Origin of the sequence: Pseudomonas sp. AAC (assembly GCF_000725445.1) — a bacterium.
Taxonomy (GTDB): Bacteria; Pseudomonadota; Gammaproteobacteria; order Pseudomonadales; family Pseudomonadaceae; genus Pseudomonas; species Pseudomonas citronellolis.
This window is the reverse complement of record NZ_KL647098.1, coordinates 832,307-850,611: the sequence shown is the minus strand read 5'-3', so window position 1 is coordinate 850,611 and position 18,305 is coordinate 832,307. Positions and strand designations below refer to the sequence as shown.

The 18,305-nt window shown below is 67.8% G+C and carries 16 protein-coding genes and 2 rRNA genes; 13 read left to right on the top strand and 5 right to left on the bottom strand.

What is annotated here, in order from left to right:
* Positions 1-1,487 (top strand): 23S ribosomal RNA (locus tag FG99_RS21335); the annotation flags it as partial.
* Positions 1,488-1,621: 134 nt separating this feature from the next.
* Positions 1,622-1,737 (top strand): 5S ribosomal RNA (rrf, locus tag FG99_RS21330).
* 592 nt (positions 1,738-2,329) lie between these two features.
* Here the strand turns inward: rrf and fabB are convergent.
* The 3 genes from fabB to FG99_RS21315 form a co-directional block, all read right to left on the bottom strand.
* Positions 2,330-3,547 (bottom strand): beta-ketoacyl-ACP synthase I, encoded by a 1,218-nt coding sequence (fabB, locus tag FG99_RS21325; protein WP_043272190.1) that lies wholly within the window; start codon positions 3,545-3,547, stop codon positions 2,330-2,332.
* An 11-nt stretch (positions 3,548-3,558) separates the two neighbouring features.
* A complete protein-coding gene (gene fabA, locus FG99_RS21320; RefSeq protein ID WP_009618534.1) occupies positions 3,559-4,074 on the bottom strand; it encodes a 3-hydroxyacyl-[acyl-carrier-protein] dehydratase FabA in 516 nt (171 codons plus the stop codon).
* A gap of 240 nt (positions 4,075-4,314) precedes the next feature.
* Entirely contained in the window at positions 4,315-6,243 is a 1,929-nt protein-coding gene (locus FG99_RS21315; protein ID WP_043272189.1) for an ATP-binding protein, read from the bottom strand.
* A gap of 197 nt (positions 6,244-6,440) precedes the next feature.
* Between FG99_RS21315 and FG99_RS21310 the strand changes: the two genes are divergently transcribed.
* From FG99_RS21310 to sixA, 3 genes are read left to right on the top strand one after another with little or no spacing between them, the layout of a single operon-like run.
* Positions 6,441-7,463, top strand: a complete 1,023-nt coding sequence (locus tag FG99_RS21310; protein WP_009618538.1) for an NAD(P)H-dependent glycerol-3-phosphate dehydrogenase — start codon at positions 6,441-6,443, stop codon at positions 7,461-7,463.
* Positions 7,464-7,500: 37 nt separating this feature from the next.
* Positions 7,501-7,827 carry a DUF4389 domain-containing protein gene (locus FG99_RS21305; protein WP_370311548.1) on the top strand — a complete coding sequence of 109 codons (327 nt, stop codon included), beginning with the start codon at positions 7,501-7,503 and terminating at the stop codon, positions 7,825-7,827.
* Complete coding sequence (gene sixA / locus FG99_RS21300) at positions 7,824-8,288, top strand: phosphohistidine phosphatase SixA (protein ID WP_043272187.1); 465 nt, start codon at positions 7,824-7,826, stop codon at positions 8,286-8,288. The genes FG99_RS21305 and sixA overlap by 4 nt, the downstream gene beginning before the upstream one ends.
* 44 nt (positions 8,289-8,332) lie before the next feature.
* Here the strand turns inward: sixA and FG99_RS21295 are convergent, their stop codons facing one another.
* Positions 8,333-8,824 carry an MgtC/SapB family protein gene (locus FG99_RS21295; protein ID WP_009618545.1) on the bottom strand — a complete coding sequence of 164 codons (492 nt, stop codon included), beginning with the start codon at positions 8,822-8,824 and terminating at the stop codon, positions 8,333-8,335.
* Between the two features lie 195 nt (positions 8,825-9,019).
* Here FG99_RS21295 and FG99_RS21290 point away from each other — a divergent pair, with 195 nt between their 5' ends.
* From FG99_RS21290 to FG99_RS21255, 8 genes are all read left to right on the top strand, one after another.
* On the top strand, positions 9,020-10,687 hold the full coding sequence (locus FG99_RS21290; protein WP_043272186.1) for an AMP-binding protein: 1,668 nt from the start codon (positions 9,020-9,022) through the stop codon (positions 10,685-10,687).
* 17 nt (positions 10,688-10,704) lie between these two features.
* Positions 10,705-11,133 carry a hotdog fold thioesterase gene (locus tag FG99_RS21285; protein WP_009618548.1) on the top strand — a complete coding sequence of 143 codons (429 nt, stop codon included), beginning with the start codon at positions 10,705-10,707 and terminating at the stop codon, positions 11,131-11,133.
* Positions 11,134-11,442: 309 nt separating this feature from the next.
* Positions 11,443-12,246 carry an AraC family transcriptional regulator gene (locus FG99_RS21280; protein WP_043272185.1) on the top strand — a complete coding sequence of 268 codons (804 nt, stop codon included), beginning with the start codon at positions 11,443-11,445 and terminating at the stop codon, positions 12,244-12,246.
* Positions 12,247-12,284: 38 nt separating this feature from the next.
* Positions 12,285-12,926, top strand: a complete 642-nt coding sequence (locus FG99_RS21275) for a LysE family translocator (RefSeq protein ID WP_043272184.1) — start codon at positions 12,285-12,287, stop codon at positions 12,924-12,926.
* A gap of 109 nt (positions 12,927-13,035) precedes the next feature.
* Positions 13,036-13,848 carry an alpha/beta fold hydrolase gene (locus FG99_RS21270; RefSeq protein WP_024128626.1) on the top strand — a complete coding sequence of 271 codons (813 nt, stop codon included), beginning with the start codon at positions 13,036-13,038 and terminating at the stop codon, positions 13,846-13,848.
* A complete protein-coding gene (locus FG99_RS21265; protein ID WP_043272183.1) occupies positions 13,845-14,705 on the top strand; it encodes an alpha/beta hydrolase in 861 nt (286 codons plus the stop codon). Before FG99_RS21270 ends, FG99_RS21265 begins: the two co-directional genes overlap by 4 nt.
* Positions 14,706-14,896: 191 nt before the next feature.
* Entirely contained in the window at positions 14,897-15,709 is an 813-nt protein-coding gene (locus FG99_RS21260) for a DUF4892 domain-containing protein (RefSeq protein ID WP_043272182.1), read from the top strand.
* Positions 15,710-15,781: 72 nt separating this feature from the next.
* Positions 15,782-16,849 carry an AI-2E family transporter gene (locus tag FG99_RS21255; protein WP_009618560.1) on the top strand — a complete coding sequence of 356 codons (1,068 nt, stop codon included), beginning with the start codon at positions 15,782-15,784 and terminating at the stop codon, positions 16,847-16,849.
* A 171-nt stretch (positions 16,850-17,020) separates the two neighbouring features.
* Here the strand turns inward: FG99_RS21255 and FG99_RS21250 are convergent, their stop codons facing one another.
* Positions 17,021-18,274, bottom strand: a complete 1,254-nt coding sequence (locus FG99_RS21250; protein ID WP_043272181.1) for a CynX/NimT family MFS transporter — start codon at positions 18,272-18,274, stop codon at positions 17,021-17,023.
* Positions 18,275-18,305 lie beyond the last annotated feature (31 nt).

Here is an 18,305-nt window from a genome sequence, read left to right as displayed (position 1 = left end):
GATGGAGGGACGGAGAAGGCTAGGCCAGCTTGGCGTTGGTTGTCCAAGTTTAAGGTTGTAGGCCGAACACTTAGGCAAATCCGGGTGTTCAAGGCCGAGAGCTGATGACGAGCTTTCTTTTAGAGAGCGAAGTGGTTGATGCCATGCTTCCAGGAAAAGCTTCTAAGCTTCAGGTAACTAGGAACCGTACCCGAAACCGACACAGGTGGTCGGGTAGAGAATACCAAGGCGCTTGAGAGAACTCGGGTGAAGGAACTAGGCAAAATGGCACCGTAACTTCGGGAGAAGGTGCGCCGGTGAGGGTGAAGTATTTACTGCGTAAGCCCACGCCGGTCGAAGATACCAGGCCGCTGCGACTGTTTATTAAAAACACAGCACTCTGCAAACACGAAAGTGGACGTATAGGGTGTGACGCCTGCCCGGTGCCGGAAGGTTAATTGATGGGGTTAGCGAAAGCGAAGCTCTTGATCGAAGCCCCGGTAAACGGCGGCCGTAACTATAACGGTCCTAAGGTAGCGAAATTCCTTGTCGGGTAAGTTCCGACCTGCACGAATGGCGTAACGATGGCGGCGCTGTCTCCACCCGAGACTCAGTGAAATTGAAATCGCTGTGAAGATGCAGTGTATCCGCGGCTAGACGGAAAGACCCCGTGAACCTTTACTGTAGCTTTGCACTGGACTTTGAGCCTGCTTGTGTAGGATAGGTGGGAGGCTTTGAAGCGTGGACGCCAGTTCGCGTGGAGCCAACCTTGAAATACCACCCTGGCATGCTTGAGGTTCTAACTCTGATCCGTTATCCGGATCGAGGACAGTGTATGGTGGGCAGTTTGACTGGGGCGGTCTCCTCCTAAAGAGTAACGGAGGAGTACGAAGGTGCGCTCAGACCGGTCGGAAATCGGTCGCAGAGTATAAAGGCAAAAGCGCGCTTGACTGCGAGACAGACACGTCGAGCAGGTACGAAAGTAGGTCTTAGTGATCCGGTGGTTCTGTATGGAAGGGCCATCGCTCAACGGATAAAAGGTACTCCGGGGATAACAGGCTGATACCGCCCAAGAGTTCATATCGACGGCGGTGTTTGGCACCTCGATGTCGGCTCATCACATCCTGGGGCTGAAGCCGGTCCCAAGGGTATGGCTGTTCGCCATTTAAAGTGGTACGCGAGCTGGGTTTAGAACGTCGTGAGACAGTTCGGTCCCTATCTGCCGTGGACGTTTGAGATTTGAGAGGGGCTGCTCCTAGTACGAGAGGACCGGAGTGGACGAACCTCTGGTGTTCCGGTTGTCACGCCAGTGGCACTGCCGGGTAGCTATGTTCGGAATAGATAACCGCTGAAAGCATCTAAGCGGGAAACTAGCCTCAAGATGAGATCTCACTGGGAACTTGATTCCCCTAAAGGGCCGTCGAAGACTACGACGTTGATAGGTCGGGTGTGTAAGCGCTGTGAGGCGTTGAGCTAACCGATACTAATTGCCCGTGAGGCTTGACCATATAACACCCAAACAATTTGTGTGTTAGACGGTGAAGTCGACGAACCGAAAGTTCGTGTGAACCGCAAAGAAGACCTGTCACATACCCGAATCTGGGTGAGCGTGAGCGCAAGCCACGAGCATCCGAAAGAATTGCTTGACGACCATAGAGCGTTGGAACCACCTGATCCCATCCCGAACTCAGCAGTGAAACGACGCATCGCCGATGGTAGTGTGGGGTTTCCCCATGTGAGAGTAGGTCATCGTCAAGCACCTATCCCAAAACCCCTGATCAGCCTGGCTGGTCGGGGGTTTTGCTTTGGGGCGCGGAAAAGCCGGAGCATCTCCCTGTAGGAGCGGACCTTGTCCGCGATCACCAGAGGTCCCGGCGCACTTCGCGGATAAGATCCGCTCCTACGCCGCCCCACCCCCGCCGTGTCCGCGAGGCCATGGCGATGGGTATCGCTTCGCTCAACGCCATCCTACGAGGGTACGTCCTGCACCCGTAGGAGCGGACCTTGTCCGCGATAGCCGGCGGTTCCGGCGCGATTCGCGGATGAGATCCGCTCCTACGCCGCCCCACCTGCGCCATTCCCCCTGTAGGAGCGCGCCCTGCGCGCGAATCGCGGGCAGGGCCCGTGAAGGCCACGGCGCTGATGGGTATCGCTTCGCTCAACGCCATCCTACGGGGCTGCACCCCGTAGGAGCGGATTCATCCGCGATCCGGCCGGCAGGCCGTCAGCTCTCGCGCCAGGGCCATCGGCGGATGGCTATATGACCTGCGTGAGCGGGCATCCGGCGACCAAGAAACGCAGGCAACAAAAAAGGCGCCCGAAGGGCGCCTTTTCCGTACCGAGCTAACGATCAGCCGTTGAAGCGGCGCAGCACCAGGGTGGCGTTGGTGCCGCCGAAGCCGAAGCTGTTGCTCATCACGGTGTCGAGCTTGGCGTTCTCGCGGGTCTCGCGCAGGATCGGCATGTCGGCGACTTCCGGGTCCAGCTCGTCGATGTTGGCGGAGCCGGCGATGAAGTTGCCCTGCATCATCAGCAGGCAGTAGATCGCCTCGTGCACGCCGGCGGCGCCCAGGGAGTGGCCGGACAGGCTCTTGGTGGAGCTGATGGCCGGGGCTTTGTCGCCGAAGACTTCGCGGATGCCGCGGATTTCCGCCACGTCGCCCACCGGGGTGGAGGTGCCGTGGGTGTTCAGGTAGTCGATCGGGGTGTCGACGGTGGACAGCGCCTGCTGCATGCAGCGGATGGCGCCTTCGCCGCTCGGGGCGACCATGTCGTAGCCGTCGGAGGTGGCGCCGTAGCCGATGATCTCGGCGTAGATCTTGGCTCCACGCTTGAGCGCATGCTCCAGTTCCTCGACCACCACCATGCCGCCGCCACCGGCGATGACGAAGCCGTCACGCTTGGCGTCGTAGGCGCGGGAGGCCTTTTCCGGAGTGTCGTTGTACTGGGTGGAGAGGGCGCCCATGGCGTCGAACAGGCAGCTCTGGCTCCAGTGCTCTTCTTCACCGCCGCCGGCGAAGACCACGTCCTGCTTGCCCATCATGATCTGCTCCATGGCATTGCCGATGCAATGCGCGCTGGTGGCGCAGGCCGAGGAGATGGAGTAGTTCACGCCCTTGATCTGGAAGGGGGTGGCCAGGCAGGCGGAAACGGTGCTGCCCATGGTGCGGGTGACGCGGTATGGGCCGATGCGCTTGACGCCCTTTTCGCGCAGGGTGTCGATGGCTTCCATCTGGTTCAGGGTGGAAGCGCCGCCGGAGCCGGCGATCAGGCCGGTGCGTGGGTTGGAGATCTGCTCTTCGCTCAGGCCGGAGTCCTTGATCGCCTGTTCCATCGCCAGGTAGGCATAGGCCGCGGCGTCGCCCATGAAGCGGAACACCTTGCGGTCGATCAGCTCTTCGAGGTTGAGGTTCACCGAGCCGGAGACGTGGCTGCGCAGCCCCATGTCGACGTACGACTGGTTGTGGCGGATACCGGCACGGCCGGCGCGCAGGTTGGCGGAGACGGTGTCTTTGTCATTGCCCAGGCAGGATACGATGCCCAGGCCGGTGATCACGACGCGACGCATGCGGATTACCCTTAGAAGCTGTCAGTGGAGGTGAACAGGCCGACGCGGAGGCCTTCGGCGCTGTAGATTTCGCGGCCATCGACGCTGACGCTGCCATCGGCGATGGCCAGGACCAGCGAACGGTTGATGGTGCGCTTGATGTGGATGTTGTAGGTGACTTTCTTGGCGGTCGGCAGGACCTGGCCGAAGAATTTCACCTCGCCCGAACCCAGGGCGCGGCCGCGGCCGGGGTTGCCCTGCCAGCCGAGGTAGAAGCCGACCAGCTGCCACATGGCGTCCAGGCCCAGGCAGCCCGGCATCACCGGGTCGCCTTCGAAGTGGCAGGCGAAGAACCAGAGGTCGGGGTTGATGTCCAGCTCGGCGACCAGTTCGCCCTTGCCATACTTGCCGCCAACGTCGCTGATGTGGGTGATGCGGTCGATCATCAGCATGTTCGGGGCGGGCAGTTGCGCATTACCCGGGCCGAAGAGCTCGCCGCGGCTGCAGCGCAGCAGGTCTTCTCGGGTGAAGGCGTGTTGTTTGGTCATGCGAGCTCCTCAAAAATCCTGAACGGCAGGGCGAAATCGGTCGTCCTGCGGCTCCGCGCGCCTCATTCTTGTAGCGGCGTCCTGCGGCAGCCTAGTCATAGACTATTGCCTGATGGTTAAAGTCACAGCACCGGGCGAACGGTTGTTCACTTTCTTTCGGTGCCTCGTTGCTCCAGCTGGGCGTGCATTTTGCCGATCAGCCTCGCAGGCCCACGAGTTTGGGCGAACAGGCCCCGCGGATCAACGGCCGGAGGTCAACCAGCGCTGCAGAATTTTCTGTAGATCGGCGCGTTTGAACGGCTTGGCCAGGTAATCGTCCATGCCCGACTCCAGGCACAGCTCGCGATCGCCCTGCAGGGCATTGGCGGTCAGGGCGATGATCGGCACCTGCTGGCGTCCGGGGAGTGCGCGAATCTGTCGCGTGGCCTCGTAGCCGTTGAGCAGCGGCAGGCGGCAATCCATGAGGATGGCATCGAATTCGTTACGTTCTGCCGTGCGCACCGCCTGCGCGCCATCGCCGACCAGAGTGACGCGATAGCCGAGGCTGCGCAACATGGCTTCTATGACCGTTTGATTCACCGGGTTGTCCTCCACCAGCAGCACCGACTGGCCGGTGGCCTGCTCCGAGGCGCGCAGGGCGCGTTCGGCCGCGCCCAGGCTGCGCGCCTGGAAGGGCAGGGGAATCTCCAAGGTGAAGGTCGAGCCCAGGCCTTCCTCGCTGGATGCCTGCAGGGTGCCGCCCATGCGCTCGGCCAGGGTGCGGGCGATGGCCAGGCCCAGGCCGGTGCCGCCGTAGCGCCGCGAGGTGGACGAGTCGGCCTGCTTGAAGGCCTCGAACATGTGCTCCAGGCGTTCCGGGGAGATGCCGATGCCGCTGTCGTTGACCGCGCAGGTCAGCCACAGCACTTCGTCGTCCAGGGCCTGCCAGCGGACTTCCAGACGGATGGCGCCTTCCTCGGTGAATTTCAGCGCGTTGCCCAGCAGGTTGACCAGGATCTGCCGCAGGCGCGTCGGATCGCCCCGTACCTCCAGGTGCTCCAGCCCGGGCTGGACGTCCATGCGCAGCATCAGGCCGCGCTGCTGGGCGCTGTGCTGGAAGGCCAGCAGCGAGCCCTGGATCAGCTCCAGCACGTTGAAGGGGATGCGCTCCAGCTCCAGGGCGCCGCGCTCGATGCGCGAGAAGTCGAGGATGTCGTTGATGACCTTGAGCAGGTGCTCGGTGGACTCGGTGGCCAGCGCCGTGTATTCGGCCTGCTCGTGGTTGAGTTCGGTGGTCTCGAGCAGTTGCAGCATGCCCAGCACACCGTTCATCGGCGTGCGCAGCTCATGGCTCATCATCGCCAGGAAGTCCGACTTGCTGCGGTTGGCCTGCTCGGCCTCCTCGCGGGCCGCCACCAGTTGGGCGATGGTGCGCTCCTGTTCCTTGCTGGCCTGCTGCAGGCCGCGCGCCAGGTTGTTGATGTGCCGTGCGAGGTCGCCGACCTCGCCGTTGTCCAGCACCGGCAGGCTGGTCTGGTAGTCGCCGGTCTGGATCGCCTGCACCGCGTTGGCCATGGTGCTGATCGGCGCCGCCAGGCGCTGCGCCAGGCGGCGGGCCAGCAGCAGCGTCAGCAGCAGGGCGAAGAAGGCCAGCAGGCTGGCCTTGAAGAGGATTTCCTGCTGGCGTTCGCTGAAGGCGTCGTTGGCCATGCCCACCACCACGCGCCCCAGGTAGTCGGCGTCGCTGGCCGGCTGGTCCTGGCGGCCCGGTGTGTGGCGCAGCGTGGCGGCGTCGCCCGGCACCTCGGGGGCGACGTGCTCGCGCTGGATGGCGGCGTGGAACACCTCGATCTTGGGCGCGACCTGGCCGTTGTCGCTGGGCGGCTGCTCGGCGTAGACGAGGATCTCGTCATTGCGGTTGCGCACCTCGATGAAGCGCACGTGCGGCGTACCCAGGGTGGTGCGCAGCAGGCTCTGCAGCACCGGCAGGTTGCCCGAAAGCACGCCATACTCCGCTGCCGGGGCGAGCTGGTTGGCGATGAGCTGGCCGGTGTGGTTGAGCTCCTGGCGCAGGTCCTGCAGGCGCGAATAGGTGAAGTAGCCGGTCAGCAGCAGGGTCAGCAGCAGCGCGGGGCCGAGGCTGATGGCGAGCATGCGGTTCTGGATGTTCCAGCCCTTGCGCGGAGTCATCGTGCCTCTCCGGCGGCTGGTCGATTCTGGCGATGGTGCGTGGCGTGCACGGAACGGCCCTGTTCTCGGTTTTCTACGGGGACGGATGTTAAACGAGGCGGGGCGCTTTGCCAGCGTGCGATGTGCACTGGCCGCCTGGCGGTGGCGCCTTATAATGCCCCAATCGCCGCCCGCGTGCGGCCCGTGATGGAAGTGACATGACTGAGCAGCAACCGATCGCTGTGCTGGGCGGCGGCAGTTTCGGCACCGCCTTCGCCAACCTGCTGGCGGAGAACGGCCAACGCGTGCGCCAATGGATGCGCGACGAGGAGCAGGCCGCGAGCATCCGCGCCCTGCGCGAGAACCCGCGCTACCTCAAGGGCGTGCGCATCCACGAGAACGTCGAGCCGGTCACCGACCTCGCAGCGACCCTGAACGATTGCGAACTCATCTTCGTCGCCGTGCCCTCCAGCGCGCTGCGCAAGGTGCTGGAGCCCTTCGCCGGGCAACTGGCGGGCAAGTCGCTGGTCAGCCTGACCAAGGGCATCGAGGCGCAGAGCTTCAAGCTGATGAGCCAGATTCTCGAGGAAATCGCCCCGGCCGCGCGCATCGCGGTCATTTCCGGGCCGAACCTGGCCCGCGAGATCGCCGAGCATGAGCTGACCGCCACCGTGGTCGCCAGCGAGGACGAGGCGCTCTGCAGCCGTGTGCAGGAAGCGCTGCACGGCCGCACCTTCCGCGTCTACGCCAGCGGCGACCGCTTCGGCGTCGAGCTGGGCGGCGCGCTGAAGAACGTCTACGCCATCATCGCCGGCATGGCCGCGGCCCTGGGCATGGGCGAGAACACCAAGGGCATGCTGATCACCCGCGCCCTGGCGGAGATGACGCGCTTCGCCGTCAAGCTCGGCGCCAACCCCATGACCTTCCTCGGCCTGGCCGGGGTGGGCGACCTGATCGTCACCTGTTCGTCACCGAAAAGCCGCAACTATCAGGTCGGCTTCGCCCTGGGCGAGGGCCTGAGCCTCGACGACGCCGTCGCCCGCATGGGCGAGACCGCCGAAGGGGTGAACACCCTCAAGGTGCTCAAGGCCAAGGCCGACGAGCTGGGCGTCTACATGCCGCTGGTCGCCGGGCTCTACGCCATCCTCTTCGGCGGGCGCACCCTGGCCCAGGTGATCCAGGCGCTGATGAGCGGCGAGCCGAAGACCGACACCGACTTCATTCCCACCAGTGGCTTCTGAGGAGATACCCATGTCCGCTGATCGTTTGGCCGACCGTATGAACAAGGAATCCCTGGCCCTGCGCATCCTCTGGATGCTGCTGTTCGCCCTGGTGTGGTACGTCGCGCAGATGCTGCTCGGCGCCGTGGTGGTGGTGCAGCTGGTCTACCGCATCATCTACGGCGCGCCCAGCGCCAGCCTGCTGGCCTTCGGCGACAGCCTCAGCCAGTACCTGGCGCAGATCGGCCGCTTCGGCACCTTCAACAGCGACGAGAAGCCCTGGCCCTTCGCCGACTGGCCGGCCGCCCGCGCCCCCGAGGGCGAAGCCGCCCACGCCGTGCCGCCGGCGCCGCACCCGGCGCGCGACGAGGAGCCGAAGTTGTGAGGATCTGGCTGCTGCGCCACGGCCAGGCCGAACCCCAGGCCCGCCGCGACGCCGAGCGGGAACTGACCGCCCACGGCCGCAAGGAAGTGCTGCAGAGCGCCGGGCACCTGGCCGGCCACCCGCTGGATGGCATCCTGGCCAGCCCCTACGTGCGCGCCCAGCAGACCGCCGAACTGGTACGCGAGGCGCTGGGCTTCGACGGCGCGGTGGGCACCGCGCCCTGGCTGACGCCGGACGACGATCCTCGCGACGTGCTGCGCTTTCTCGACAACCGCAGCGAGCGCAACCTGCTGCTGGTCAGCCACCAGCCGCTGATCGGCTCCCTGGGCGGGCTGCTGGTGCACGGCAGCCGCGACGAGGCGCTGCCGATGGCCACCGCCTCCCTGGCCGAACTGGAAGGCGAGGGGCCGCTGGCGGGGTTGATGACGCTGGTTTCCCTCTACCATCCCGGACGCGGTTGATGGTTCCGCCAGGGCCCCTCGCGGGGCCTTGGCGTTTCTGCGGGTCAATTCGGTTTGTCGTCGTCCGTCAGGCTGACGTCGTCGTTCGGCCCGCGCCCAGCCAGGCGCTGCTCCAGGCGGTTGCCCAGCACCAGGATCAGCAAGGTCAGCGCCAGGCCTACGGCGGCGGTCAGCACGTGCCCGGTGCCGCAGGCCAGGCCGAGCATCGACGAGACCCAGATGGTGGCGGCGGTGGTCAGCCCCTCGACGCGGTAGCGGCGCTCGTGGTGGACGATGACCCCCGCGCCGATGAAACCGATGCCGGTGAGCACGCCCTGGGCCACGCGGCTGGCGGCATCCGCGGTGGCCGGCTGCAACTGCTGGATCACCGTGATCGCCAGCGCCGCGGCCAGGGCGGTGAGGGCGTGGGTGCGCAGCCCGGCGGGGCGATGGTGCAACTGGCGGTTGAGGCCGATCAGACCGCCGAACAGGGTGGCGCAGAGCAGGTTGAACAGCAGCGGCAACTCGGCCAGCGCGCTGTCGGTGATGAACGGCATGGGCAGCTTTCCACAGGGGCCTGCCGCTGCTTTTAGCAGTTCGCCGTCGGACGCGCCATGCGCTGCTGAAGCATCTCCCTACAAAAGTTCACATATCCCTTCTTGCCAGTCTGTAGGACGCATGGAATATTCGACCAAGCAAGTGCTTGGTTGATCTATCGCTACACCTCTAGAACAACAAAAAAGGAGGGGCATGTGGTCACTGAAATTCGTTCTCCGCTCGAGCAATTCCTGCAACGCGAGGCGCGTCATCCGGACAAGCGCTACCTGGTCCAGCCGTTGCCGGGCGGTCAGGTGCAGAGCCTCACCTGGGGCGAGGCCGGTGACCAGGCGCGGCGTGCAGCCGCCTGGCTGCGCAGCCTGCAACTGCCGCCGGGCAGCCGCGTGGCGATCATCTCGAAGAACTGCGCGCACTGGATCATCGCCGACGTCGCCATCTGGATGGCCGGGCACGTCTCGGTGCCGCTGTACCCGAACCTCACCGCCGAATCGGCGCGCCAGGTGCTGAGCCACTCCGAAGCCGCGGTTGCCTTCGTCGGCAAGCTCGACGACTGGCCGGCGATGGCGCCCGGGCTGCCGGCCGAAGTGCTCAGCGTGTCCCTGCCGCTGCATCCGGCAGGGCGCTTCGACCATAGCTGGGACGACCTGCAGGCCTGCGAGCCGCTGCAGGAGGTGCCGCTGCCGGATCCCGCCAGCCTCGCCACCATCATCTATACCTCCGGCACCACGGGCACGCCCAAGGGCGTGATGCATTCCTACGCCAACTTCGACTTCGCCGCCAGCCACGCCATGCAACTGTTCGGCGTCGGCGAGGAGGACCGCCTGCTGTCCTACCTGCCGCTGTGCCACGTGGCCGAGCGGATGTTCGTGGAGATGGCCTCGATCTACGCCGGGCAGACGATCTTCTTCGCCGACAGCCTGGACACCTTCATCGCCGACATGCGCCGCGCGCGGCCCACGGTGTTCTTCGGCGTGCCGCGGATCTGGACCAAGTTCCAGATGGGCGTCTACGCGCAGATGCCGGCGCAGAAGCTCGACCGCCTGCTGCGTCTGCCCATCGTCGGCCGCCTGGTCGGGCGCAAGGTACTCGCCGGCCTCGGTCTGGACGCGGTGCGCTACGCCCTGTGCGGCGCGGCGCCGGTGCCGCCGGCATTGCTCGACTGGTACAGGCGCCTGGGCCTGAGCGTGCTGGAGGTCTACGGCATGACCGAGAACTGCGGCTACTCCCACGTGTGCCGCCCGGGCAAACAGCGCGAAGGCTGGATCGGCCAGTCCAGTCCCGGGGTGGAAGTGCGCATCAGCGACGAGGGCGAGGTGCAGGTGCGCAGCGGCGCAACCATGCTCGGCTACTACAAGGACCCCGAGCGCACCGCCGAGACCCTCACCGAGGACGGCTACCTGCGCACCGGCGACAAGGGCGAGCAGGACGCCGACAGCAATCTGCGCCTGACCGGCCGGCTCAAGGAAATCTTCAAGACCGGCAAGGGCAAGTACGTCGCCCCGGCGCCCATCGAGAACCGCCTGGCGGTGCATTCGCGCATCGAGCAGATCTGCGTGGTCGGCGACGGCCTGGTGGCGCCGCTGGGGTTGTGCGTGCTGTCCGAGGTCGGCCGCCAGGAGGCCGCCAACGGCTCGCGCTCGCAGCTGGAAGAGAGCCTGCGGCAGCTGGTGGAGGAGGTCAACGGCGAGCTGGACAAGCACGAGCGCCTGGCCGGGCTGGTGCTGGTGAGGGACGTGTGGAGCGTGGACAACGGCTTCCTCACGCCTACCCTGAAGATCAAGCGCAACGTGGTGGAGTCCACCTACGGCGCGCGTTTCAACGAATGGGCCGAGCGCCGCGAAGCGGTGCAGTGGCATGACTGACTGCCGGGAGTGAATGCATGAGCCAGTGGCGCACTACGCCTGACCTGGAGGCGCTCAACGCCAACCTGAAGAAGACCATAGGCGAGGTCCTGGACATCCGCTTCGAGGCGGTGGACGACGACTCGCTGACCGCCAGCATGGTGGTGGATGCGCGCACCCACCAGCCCTATGGCCTGCTGCACGGCGGCGCCTCGGTGGTGCTGGCGGAGACCGTCGGCTCCACCGCCAGCTACCTGTGCATCGACACCAGCAAGTACTACTGCGTGGGCCTGGAGGTGAACGCCAACCACCTGCGCGGCCTGCGCAGCGGGCGGGTGACGGCGGTGGCGAAGGCGGTGCACCTCGGCCGCTCCACCCACGTCTGGGAAATCCGCCTGCACGGCGACGACGGCAAGCCCAGCTGCATCTCGCGGCTGACCATGGCAATTGTGCCGCTGGAGCGCTAGGCGATACGGAAGACCTGTAGGAGCGGGCCCTGCCCGCGATTTCGCGCGCAGGGCGCGCTCCTACATGAGAACGCCATGGCTGGGGCGGTATAGGAGCAACTGTCTTGCAGGCTGCGCCGAAGTGTTCTTCGTAGGATGGGTTGAGCCTGCGAAACCCATGCTGCCGTGGTGATGGGTATCGCTTCGCTCAACCCATCCTACGAGAAGCCGTGCCCGCGAGAGAGTCCGTCCGCGATTCGCGTCCATGGGGCGCTCCGGCCGCGCAATTTTATCCAAGACCTGCCGGCGCCCGGGCGCTAGAGTAGGCCCATGGAACGCATCGAACACCACCGCAGCGGGCTGCCCGGCGTGCGCTACATCGACGCCGAGTACCACCGTTTCGCCTTTCCCCGGCACTTTCACCTGGACTACCACATCGGGCTGATGCTCGACGGTCGCCAGCGCTACGTGCACGCCGGCGAACGCTGCCTGGCCGGTGGCGGCGACATCCTGCTGATGAGCCCGGAAAGCATCCACGACGGCGCCAGCGAGGGCGACGGCGGCTACCGCATCCGCGTGCTGTCCATCGAGCCGCAGTGGCTGGAGCAGGCCGCGCGCAGCCTCAGCGATGGCCGCCAGGGCACGCCGCGGCTGCTGGCCAGCAAGCTGCGCGACGAACAGTTGCGGCAGCAACTGCACGGCCTGCACCAGGTGCTGGCCGCAGGCGAGCGCCTGGAACAGGAAGGCCGGCTCTGGCAGGGCCTGGCCACGCTGCTCGGGCATGCCTCCAGCCTGCGCATCCGCGAGCCGCGCCAGGGCTTCGACGCCGCGACCTGGCGACGCCTGCGCGACTGGCTGGAATCGCGTCTGGAGAGCCCGCCGACGCTGGACGAACTGGCGGCCTTCTGCGACCTCAGCCCCTGGCAGGTGCTGCGGCGCTTCCGCAACCACTGCGGGCTGCCGCCGCACCAGTGGCTGACCCAGCTGCGCCTGGAGCGGGCCCTGCCGCGGGTGCTCGCCGGCCAGCCGCTGAGCGAGGTGGCGCTGAGCCTGGGTTTCTACGACCAGGCGCACTTCAGCCGCCTGTTCCGCCGCACCTACGGACTGCCGCCGGCGCGCCTGCGCCAACGCTGATCCTACTCCGATCCCCCTTTCCCCTGGAGAATCCCGCCATGCAGGAGGCCCGCGTCTTGCTGACGCTCACCGCCGTATTCGCCGTCGCCCTGGTCAGCCCGGGCCCGGATGTCGCCCTGGTGGTGCGCACCGCTTTGCACCAGGGGCGCCGCGCCGGCGTGCTCAGCGCGCTGGGCCTGGCCTGCGGCATCCTGGTCCACGGCACCCTGGTGCTGACCGGCGTGTCGCTACTGCTGCGCCATTCGCCGGTGCTGTTCGGCCTGCTGCAGGGAGCTGGCGCGCTCTACCTGGGCTGGCTCGGCATCGGCGCGTTGCGCGCCTGGTCGCGGCGTGGCGCCGGCGGGGCAGGGCGCCTGGACGGCGAGCTGCCGGCCTCGCCGCTGGGGCCCTGGCTGCGCGGGCTGGCGACCAACCTGTTCAACCCCAAGGCGCTGGTATTCTTCCTCGCCCTGCTCAGCAGCCTGATCCCGCTGGACATGTCCGCGCCCGGCAAGCTGGCGGTGGCGGCCATGCTGTTCTGCACCGGCTTCGCCTGGTTCAGCCTGCTCAGCGTGACCCTCACCCGCCCGGCGCTGCAGCAGCGCCTGCTGTGCGCGGTGCCGGTCATCGACGGCGCCTGCGGCCTGGTGTTCCTGCTGGTGGCCGGCGGCATCGCGCTCAGCCTGGCGCGGCAGTTCTGAGGCGCCCTGGCTTTTGGCCGGAGTGCCCTGGCCGGCGGTGGGCCCGGCCATTGTGGCCAGCCATGGCCTGGGGGAGAATTCCGCAGTCATCAGCACTGCGGTCACCGGCATGTCCCACGCGATCTTCTTCGCCCACGCCAACGGCTTCCCCTCGGCCACCTACGGCAAGCTGTTCCAGGCCCTGGCGCCGGAATTCGAGGTGCGCCACCTGGACATGCACGGCCACGACCCGCGCTTCCCGGTGAACGCCAACTGGGCGAACCTGGTGGACGAACTGCTGTTCCACCTGGAGGCCCAGGGCGCGCCGGTATGGGGCGTCGGCCATTCCCTCGGCGGTCTGCTGCACTACCATGCCGCGCTGCGCCGCCCGGAGCTGTACCGCGGCGTGCTGATGCTCGACTCGCCGACCCTGACCTTCGCCGACCAGTGGGTGATCCGCGCGGCCAAGCGCTTCGGCTTCATCGACCGCATCACCCCGGCCGGGCGCACCCTGGGGCGGCGCGAGGCGTTCGCCGACTTCGACGAGGCGCTGCGCTACTTCGGCGGCAAGTCGCTGTTCCGCCGTTTCGACCCGGACTGCCTGGCGGACTACGTGCGCCACGGCCTGGCCGCGAGTGGCCAGGGCCTGCGCCTGAAGTTCGACCCGGCCACCGAAATCAGCATCTACCGCAACGTGCCCCATGCCGCGCCGGGCAGCCCTCGGCGCCTGGCGGTGCCGCTGGCGCTGGTGCGCGGCCGCCACAGCCGGGTGGTGCTGCCGCACCATGCCCGCGCGGTGCGCCTGGCGCCGCAGGGCGAAGCCCTGTCGCTGCCCGGTGGGCACATGTTCCCGCTGGAGCGCCCGCGCGACACCGCCGAACTGATCAAGCAGGTCGTCGAGCGCTGGCAGCGCCGAGCCGAACAGGAGAATTCCCGCCCATGAGCGCCCAGGTCGAAGAGATCCGCCTGAACCTTCCGCACATCGAACTGGCCGCGCACCTGTTCGGCCCGGAGGACGGCAAGCCGGTGCTGGCCCTGCACGGCTGGCTGGACAACGCCATGAGCTTCGCGCGCCTGGCGCCGAAGCTGGACGGGCTGCGTATCGTCGCCCTGGACTTCGCCGGCCACGGCCACTCGGCGCACCGCGCCCCCGGGGCCAGCTACCTGCTGTGGGACTACGCCTACGACGTGCTGGCGGTGGCCGAGCAGCTGGGCTGGGAGCGCTTCTCGCTGCTCGGGCACTCCATGGGCGCCATCGTTTCGGTGCTGCTGGCCGGCGCCATGCCCGAGCGCATCGAGCGCCTGGCGCTGATCGACGGCCTGGTGCCCTACACCGGCGAGGCCGACAGCGCGCCGGCCAAGCTGGGCGAGGCGCTGAAGGCGCAACTGGCGCTGCCGAACAAGCGCAAGCCGGTGTACGAAGCCATCGACCGCGCGGTGGAGGCACGCATGAAGGGCGTCGGCGCGGTCAGCCGCGAGGCCGCCGAACTGCTGGCCCGGCGCGGGCTGATGCCGGTGCCCGGCGGTTTCACCTGGCGCAGCGATGCGCGCCTGACCTTGCCCTCGCCGCTGCGCTTCACCCGCGCCCACGCCGCGAGCTTCGTCCAGGCCGTGCAGTGCCCGGTCAGCCTGGTGCTGGCCCAGGGCGGCATGCTCGCTGCCGAGCCGGGCATCCGCAAGCTGATCGACGGGCGCCCCTTCGACGTCCACGAGCTGCCCGGCGGCCATCACCTGCACCTGGACGACGAAGCGGGGGCGCAGGCGGTGGCGGCGATCTTCCAGCCGTTCCTGGACGCGTAGGCGCGGGGAAACACCCCGTTGCCGCACCCCGCTTGACTAAAGCGGGGCTTGCCACGACGCTGCATGGATCGCAGTCGGGAGATTCTGCATGATTCAGCTCTTCGCCACCGCCATGCCGGGCGGCCCCAAGGATTCCAGCGGCCCGGGCGCGCATGCCCCGCGGCGTGCGCAACGGAGGTGCGACGCCTGACATGCCTCGCCTTTCCCTGCTGCCCCTGGTGGGCTCGCTGCTCGCGGCCAGCGCCTTCGCCGCCGACGTTCCCGACAGCCACGACCTCGACGCGCTGCCCCGCTTCCCGAGGGCGGAGATCGTCGATTTCACCAGCGCCCCCGCCACCGAGCGCGTCTATCCGCTGGGGCCGATCAGCCGCATCAGCGGGCGCCTGCGCATGGAAGGCGAGGCGCGCGCCCTCGGCCAGCTCACCGCGCTGACCTACCGCCTGCCCGACGAGGATTCCAGCGCCAGCGCCTTCGCCGCCGCGCGCAAGGACCTGCTCAAGGCCGACGCCACCCCGCTGTTCTGGTGCGAGGGCCGCGACTGCGGCTCCAGCAGCCTGCTGGCCAACGCGGTGTTCGGCAAATCCAGCCTCTACGGCCCGGACGACCAGCAGGCCTACCTGCTGGTGCGCCTGGCCGCGCCGCAGCAGGACAGCCTGCTGGCGGTCTACGCCATCACCCGCGGCAACCGCCGCGCCTACCTGCACGCCGAGCAACTGGACGCCGGCAGCGCCCTGGGCGAACTGCTGCCCAGCGCCGCGACCCTGATGCGCCTGCTCAAGGCCAACGGCGAGCTGACCCTCAGCCACGTGCCCGCCGAGCCCGGCGGCGCCTGGCTCGACCTGCTGGTGCGCACCCTGCGCCAGGACACCGGCGTGCGCGTCGAGCTGGCCGGCGCCCACGCCGCCGACTGGCGCAGCGCCCTGGCCGGCCAGGGCGTGCGCGATGCCCGCCTGGAGCTGGGCAGCGGCGAAGGGGACGGGCTGCACCTGACCTGGCTGCGCTGATTCGCCTACGCTGAAGCTGGGCGCGCCCTGTGCCCGGCTGCCGTCGCCGTACCGAGAAGGAGTCCGGCCCCGATGTTCGATAACCTGCTGTTGCGCATCCTCCTGGTGGTCCTGCTGGTCGCCACCCTGTGGGTGCTGGCGCCGTTCTGGACGGCGCTGTTCTGGGCCGCCGTGCTGGCCTTCGCCAGTTGGCCGCTGATGCGCCTGCTGACGCGCCTGCTGGGCGGCCGCGAGGCCCTGGCGGCGGGCGTGCTGACCGCTTTCTGGATCATCGTGGTGGCGCTGCCGCTGCTGGGCCTGGGCTTCGGCCTGGCGGACAAGCTGCGCGCCGGCGTCGAGCTGGTGAAGAACCTGCAGGTCTCCGGCCTGCCGCCGCCGCCGAGCTGGCTGGCGCGCACCCCGCTGATCGGCGACCGGCTGATCGGCTGGTGGTACTCCATCGACCAGCAGGGGGTGGCCATCTTCTCCGCGCTCAAGCCCTACATGGGCGAGGTCGGCAACTGGCTGCTGGCGCGTTCGGCCAAGCTGGCCGGGGGCATCTTCGAGCTGGTCCTGAGCCTGGTGCTGATCTTCTTCTTCTACCGCGACGGCAAGCGCCTGGAGGCCTTCGCCTACCAGATGCTGGAGCGCCTGATCGGCCCGCGCGCCGAGCACTACATGGAACTGATCGCCGGCACCGTGCAGCGGGTGGTCAACGGCGTGATCGGCACCGCGGCGGCCCAGGCGGTGCTGGCCTTCATCGGCTTCAGCATCGCCGGGGTGCCCGGCCCGATCCTGCTCGGCCTGCTGACCTTCGTCTGCAGCCTGCTGATGGTCCCGCCGCTGGTCTGGGGGCCGGCCACCGTCTGGCTGTTCTTCCAGGGCGAGTACGGCTACGGGGTGTTCCTGGGCATCTGGGGCTTCTTCGTCATCAGCGGCGTGGACAACATCCTCAAGCCCTACCTGATCAGCCGCGGCGGCAACCTGCCGCTGGTGGTGGTGCTGCTCGGCGTGCTCGGCGGGCTGCTCAGCTTTGGCTTCATCGGCCTGTTCCTCGGCCCGGTGCTGCTGGCAGTGGTCTACAACCTGGTCAACGACTGGATCGAGAGCCCCAAGCGCGGCACCCTGCCGCCGGGCGGCCCGGGGGACAAGGCGCCCTAGGCCGGAATCTTCGGTTATCGCCCGTCGTAGGATGGCGTTGAGCGAAGCGATACCCATCGCCACGGCAGCATGGGTTTCGCAGGCTCAACCCATCCTACGACCGTGCTTCCCTGGAGCCGTAGGACGTATAACCGTTCGCGGTTATACGCCGTTGGCCCATGCAGCGAAGCCCTACGAAAGCGCCTCGCTGCGCACGCCGACCAGGCGGTCGCGGCCGGCACCCAGGCCGGCCACCAGCGCGCCCAGGCTGATGACGATGAAGATGACGCCCACCGCATTCCAGCCGTCGCTCAGATCGTGCACCAGGCCGACCAGGAAGGGCCCCAGGGCCGCCAGGGTGTAGCCCACGCCCTGAGCCATGCCGGACAGGTGCGAGGCGACGTGGGCGTCGGGCGAGCGCAGCACGATCAGCGCCAGGCCGATGCTGAAGGTGCCGCCCTGGCCCAGGCCGAGCACCACCGCCCACAGCCACAGGCTGCCGTTGGGCGCATAGAGCAGGCCGAGCAGGCCGGCGAGGGTCAGCGCCAGGACCAGGAACACCACCAGGCGCTGGTCGCGCCCGCGGGTGCCGAGCCAGGGCGCGCCCAGGGCGCTGAACAGCTGCACCATCACCGAGCCGGACATCATCAGCCCGGCGGCCGTCGGGCTCAGGCCGCGGTCGATGAGGATCGACGGCAGCCAGCCGAACACGATGTAGGCCAGCGACGACTGCAGGCCCATGTACAGGGTCACCTGCCAGGCCAGCGGGTCGCGCCACAGGCCGCGGACCTGGAAGGCCTGGCGGTGGGCGTGCTGGGCCTGGCGCGTCTGCGGCAGCCAGACCAGCGCGGCGAGCACCGCCGGCAGGGCCCAGGCGGCCAGGGCCGGCTGCCAGCTGCCGCCGAACAGTTCGGCCAGGGGCACGCTGGCCCCGGCGGCCAGGGCCGCGCCCAGGCACAGGGCCATGGTGTAGACGCCGGTCATGATCCCGGCGATGTGCGGGAAGTCGCGCTTGACGATGCCCGGCAGCAGCACGCCGATGATGCCGATGCTGGCGCCGGCCACCAGGCTGCCGAGGAACAGCCCGGCCACCGGGAACAGGCTGCGCAGGACGATGCCGGCGGCCAACAGCAGGAGGATGACCAGCACCGCCCGCTCGGCCCCCAGGCGCCGTGCCAGGCGGGGCGCCAGCGGGGCGAACAGGCCCAGGCAGAGCACCGGCAGGGTGGTCAGCAGGCCAGCGGCTGCGGCTGACAGGCCGGTGTGCTCGCGCACGGTGTTCAGCAGCGGCGCCAGGCTCGACAGCGCCGGGCGCAGGTTCAGCGCCACCAGCACCAGGCCGAGCAACAGCAGCCAGGGCCGCACCGGTGCGGGTGTAGGGGCGGGGGCTTCGTCGATCTCGGCGTCGATCAGCAGTTCGTCGGCGTGATGTTGTTGTCGGGACATGGGGGCGATCGCAAGGCAGTGGGAAGGGAGG

Excerpts from the sequence above, each read along its gene's own strand:
- FG99_RS21265 (WP_043272183.1), top strand. The coding sequence starts at position 13,845 with ATGAGCGCCCAGGTCGAAGAGATCCGCCTGAACCTTCCGCACATCGAA.
- FG99_RS21250 (WP_043272181.1), bottom strand. The coding sequence starts at position 18,274 with ATGTCCCGACAACAACATCACGCCGACGAACTGCTGATCGACGCCGAG.
- FG99_RS21275 (WP_043272184.1), top strand. The coding sequence starts at position 12,285 with ATGCAGGAGGCCCGCGTCTTGCTGACGCTCACCGCCGTATTCGCCGTC.
- FG99_RS21285 (WP_009618548.1), top strand. The coding sequence starts at position 10,705 with ATGAGCCAGTGGCGCACTACGCCTGACCTGGAGGCGCTCAACGCCAAC.
- FG99_RS21280 (WP_043272185.1), top strand. The coding sequence starts at position 11,443 with ATGGAACGCATCGAACACCACCGCAGCGGGCTGCCCGGCGTGCGCTAC.
- FG99_RS21315 (WP_043272189.1), bottom strand. The coding sequence starts at position 6,243 with ATGACTCCGCGCAAGGGCTGGAACATCCAGAACCGCATGCTCGCCATC.
- fabA (WP_009618534.1), bottom strand. The coding sequence starts at position 4,074 with ATGACCAAACAACACGCCTTCACCCGAGAAGACCTGCTGCGCTGCAGC.
- fabB (WP_043272190.1), bottom strand. The coding sequence starts at position 3,547 with ATGCGTCGCGTCGTGATCACCGGCCTGGGCATCGTATCCTGCCTGGGC.
- FG99_RS21295 (WP_009618545.1), bottom strand. The coding sequence starts at position 8,824 with ATGCCGTTCATCACCGACAGCGCGCTGGCCGAGTTGCCGCTGCTGTTC.
- FG99_RS21310 (WP_009618538.1), top strand. The coding sequence starts at position 6,441 with ATGACTGAGCAGCAACCGATCGCTGTGCTGGGCGGCGGCAGTTTCGGC.
- FG99_RS21260 (WP_043272182.1), top strand. The coding sequence starts at position 14,897 with ATGCCTCGCCTTTCCCTGCTGCCCCTGGTGGGCTCGCTGCTCGCGGCC.
- FG99_RS21270 (WP_024128626.1), top strand. The coding sequence starts at position 13,036 with ATGTCCCACGCGATCTTCTTCGCCCACGCCAACGGCTTCCCCTCGGCC.
- FG99_RS21255 (WP_009618560.1), top strand. The coding sequence starts at position 15,782 with ATGTTCGATAACCTGCTGTTGCGCATCCTCCTGGTGGTCCTGCTGGTC.
- FG99_RS21305 (WP_370311548.1), top strand. The coding sequence starts at position 7,501 with ATGAACAAGGAATCCCTGGCCCTGCGCATCCTCTGGATGCTGCTGTTC.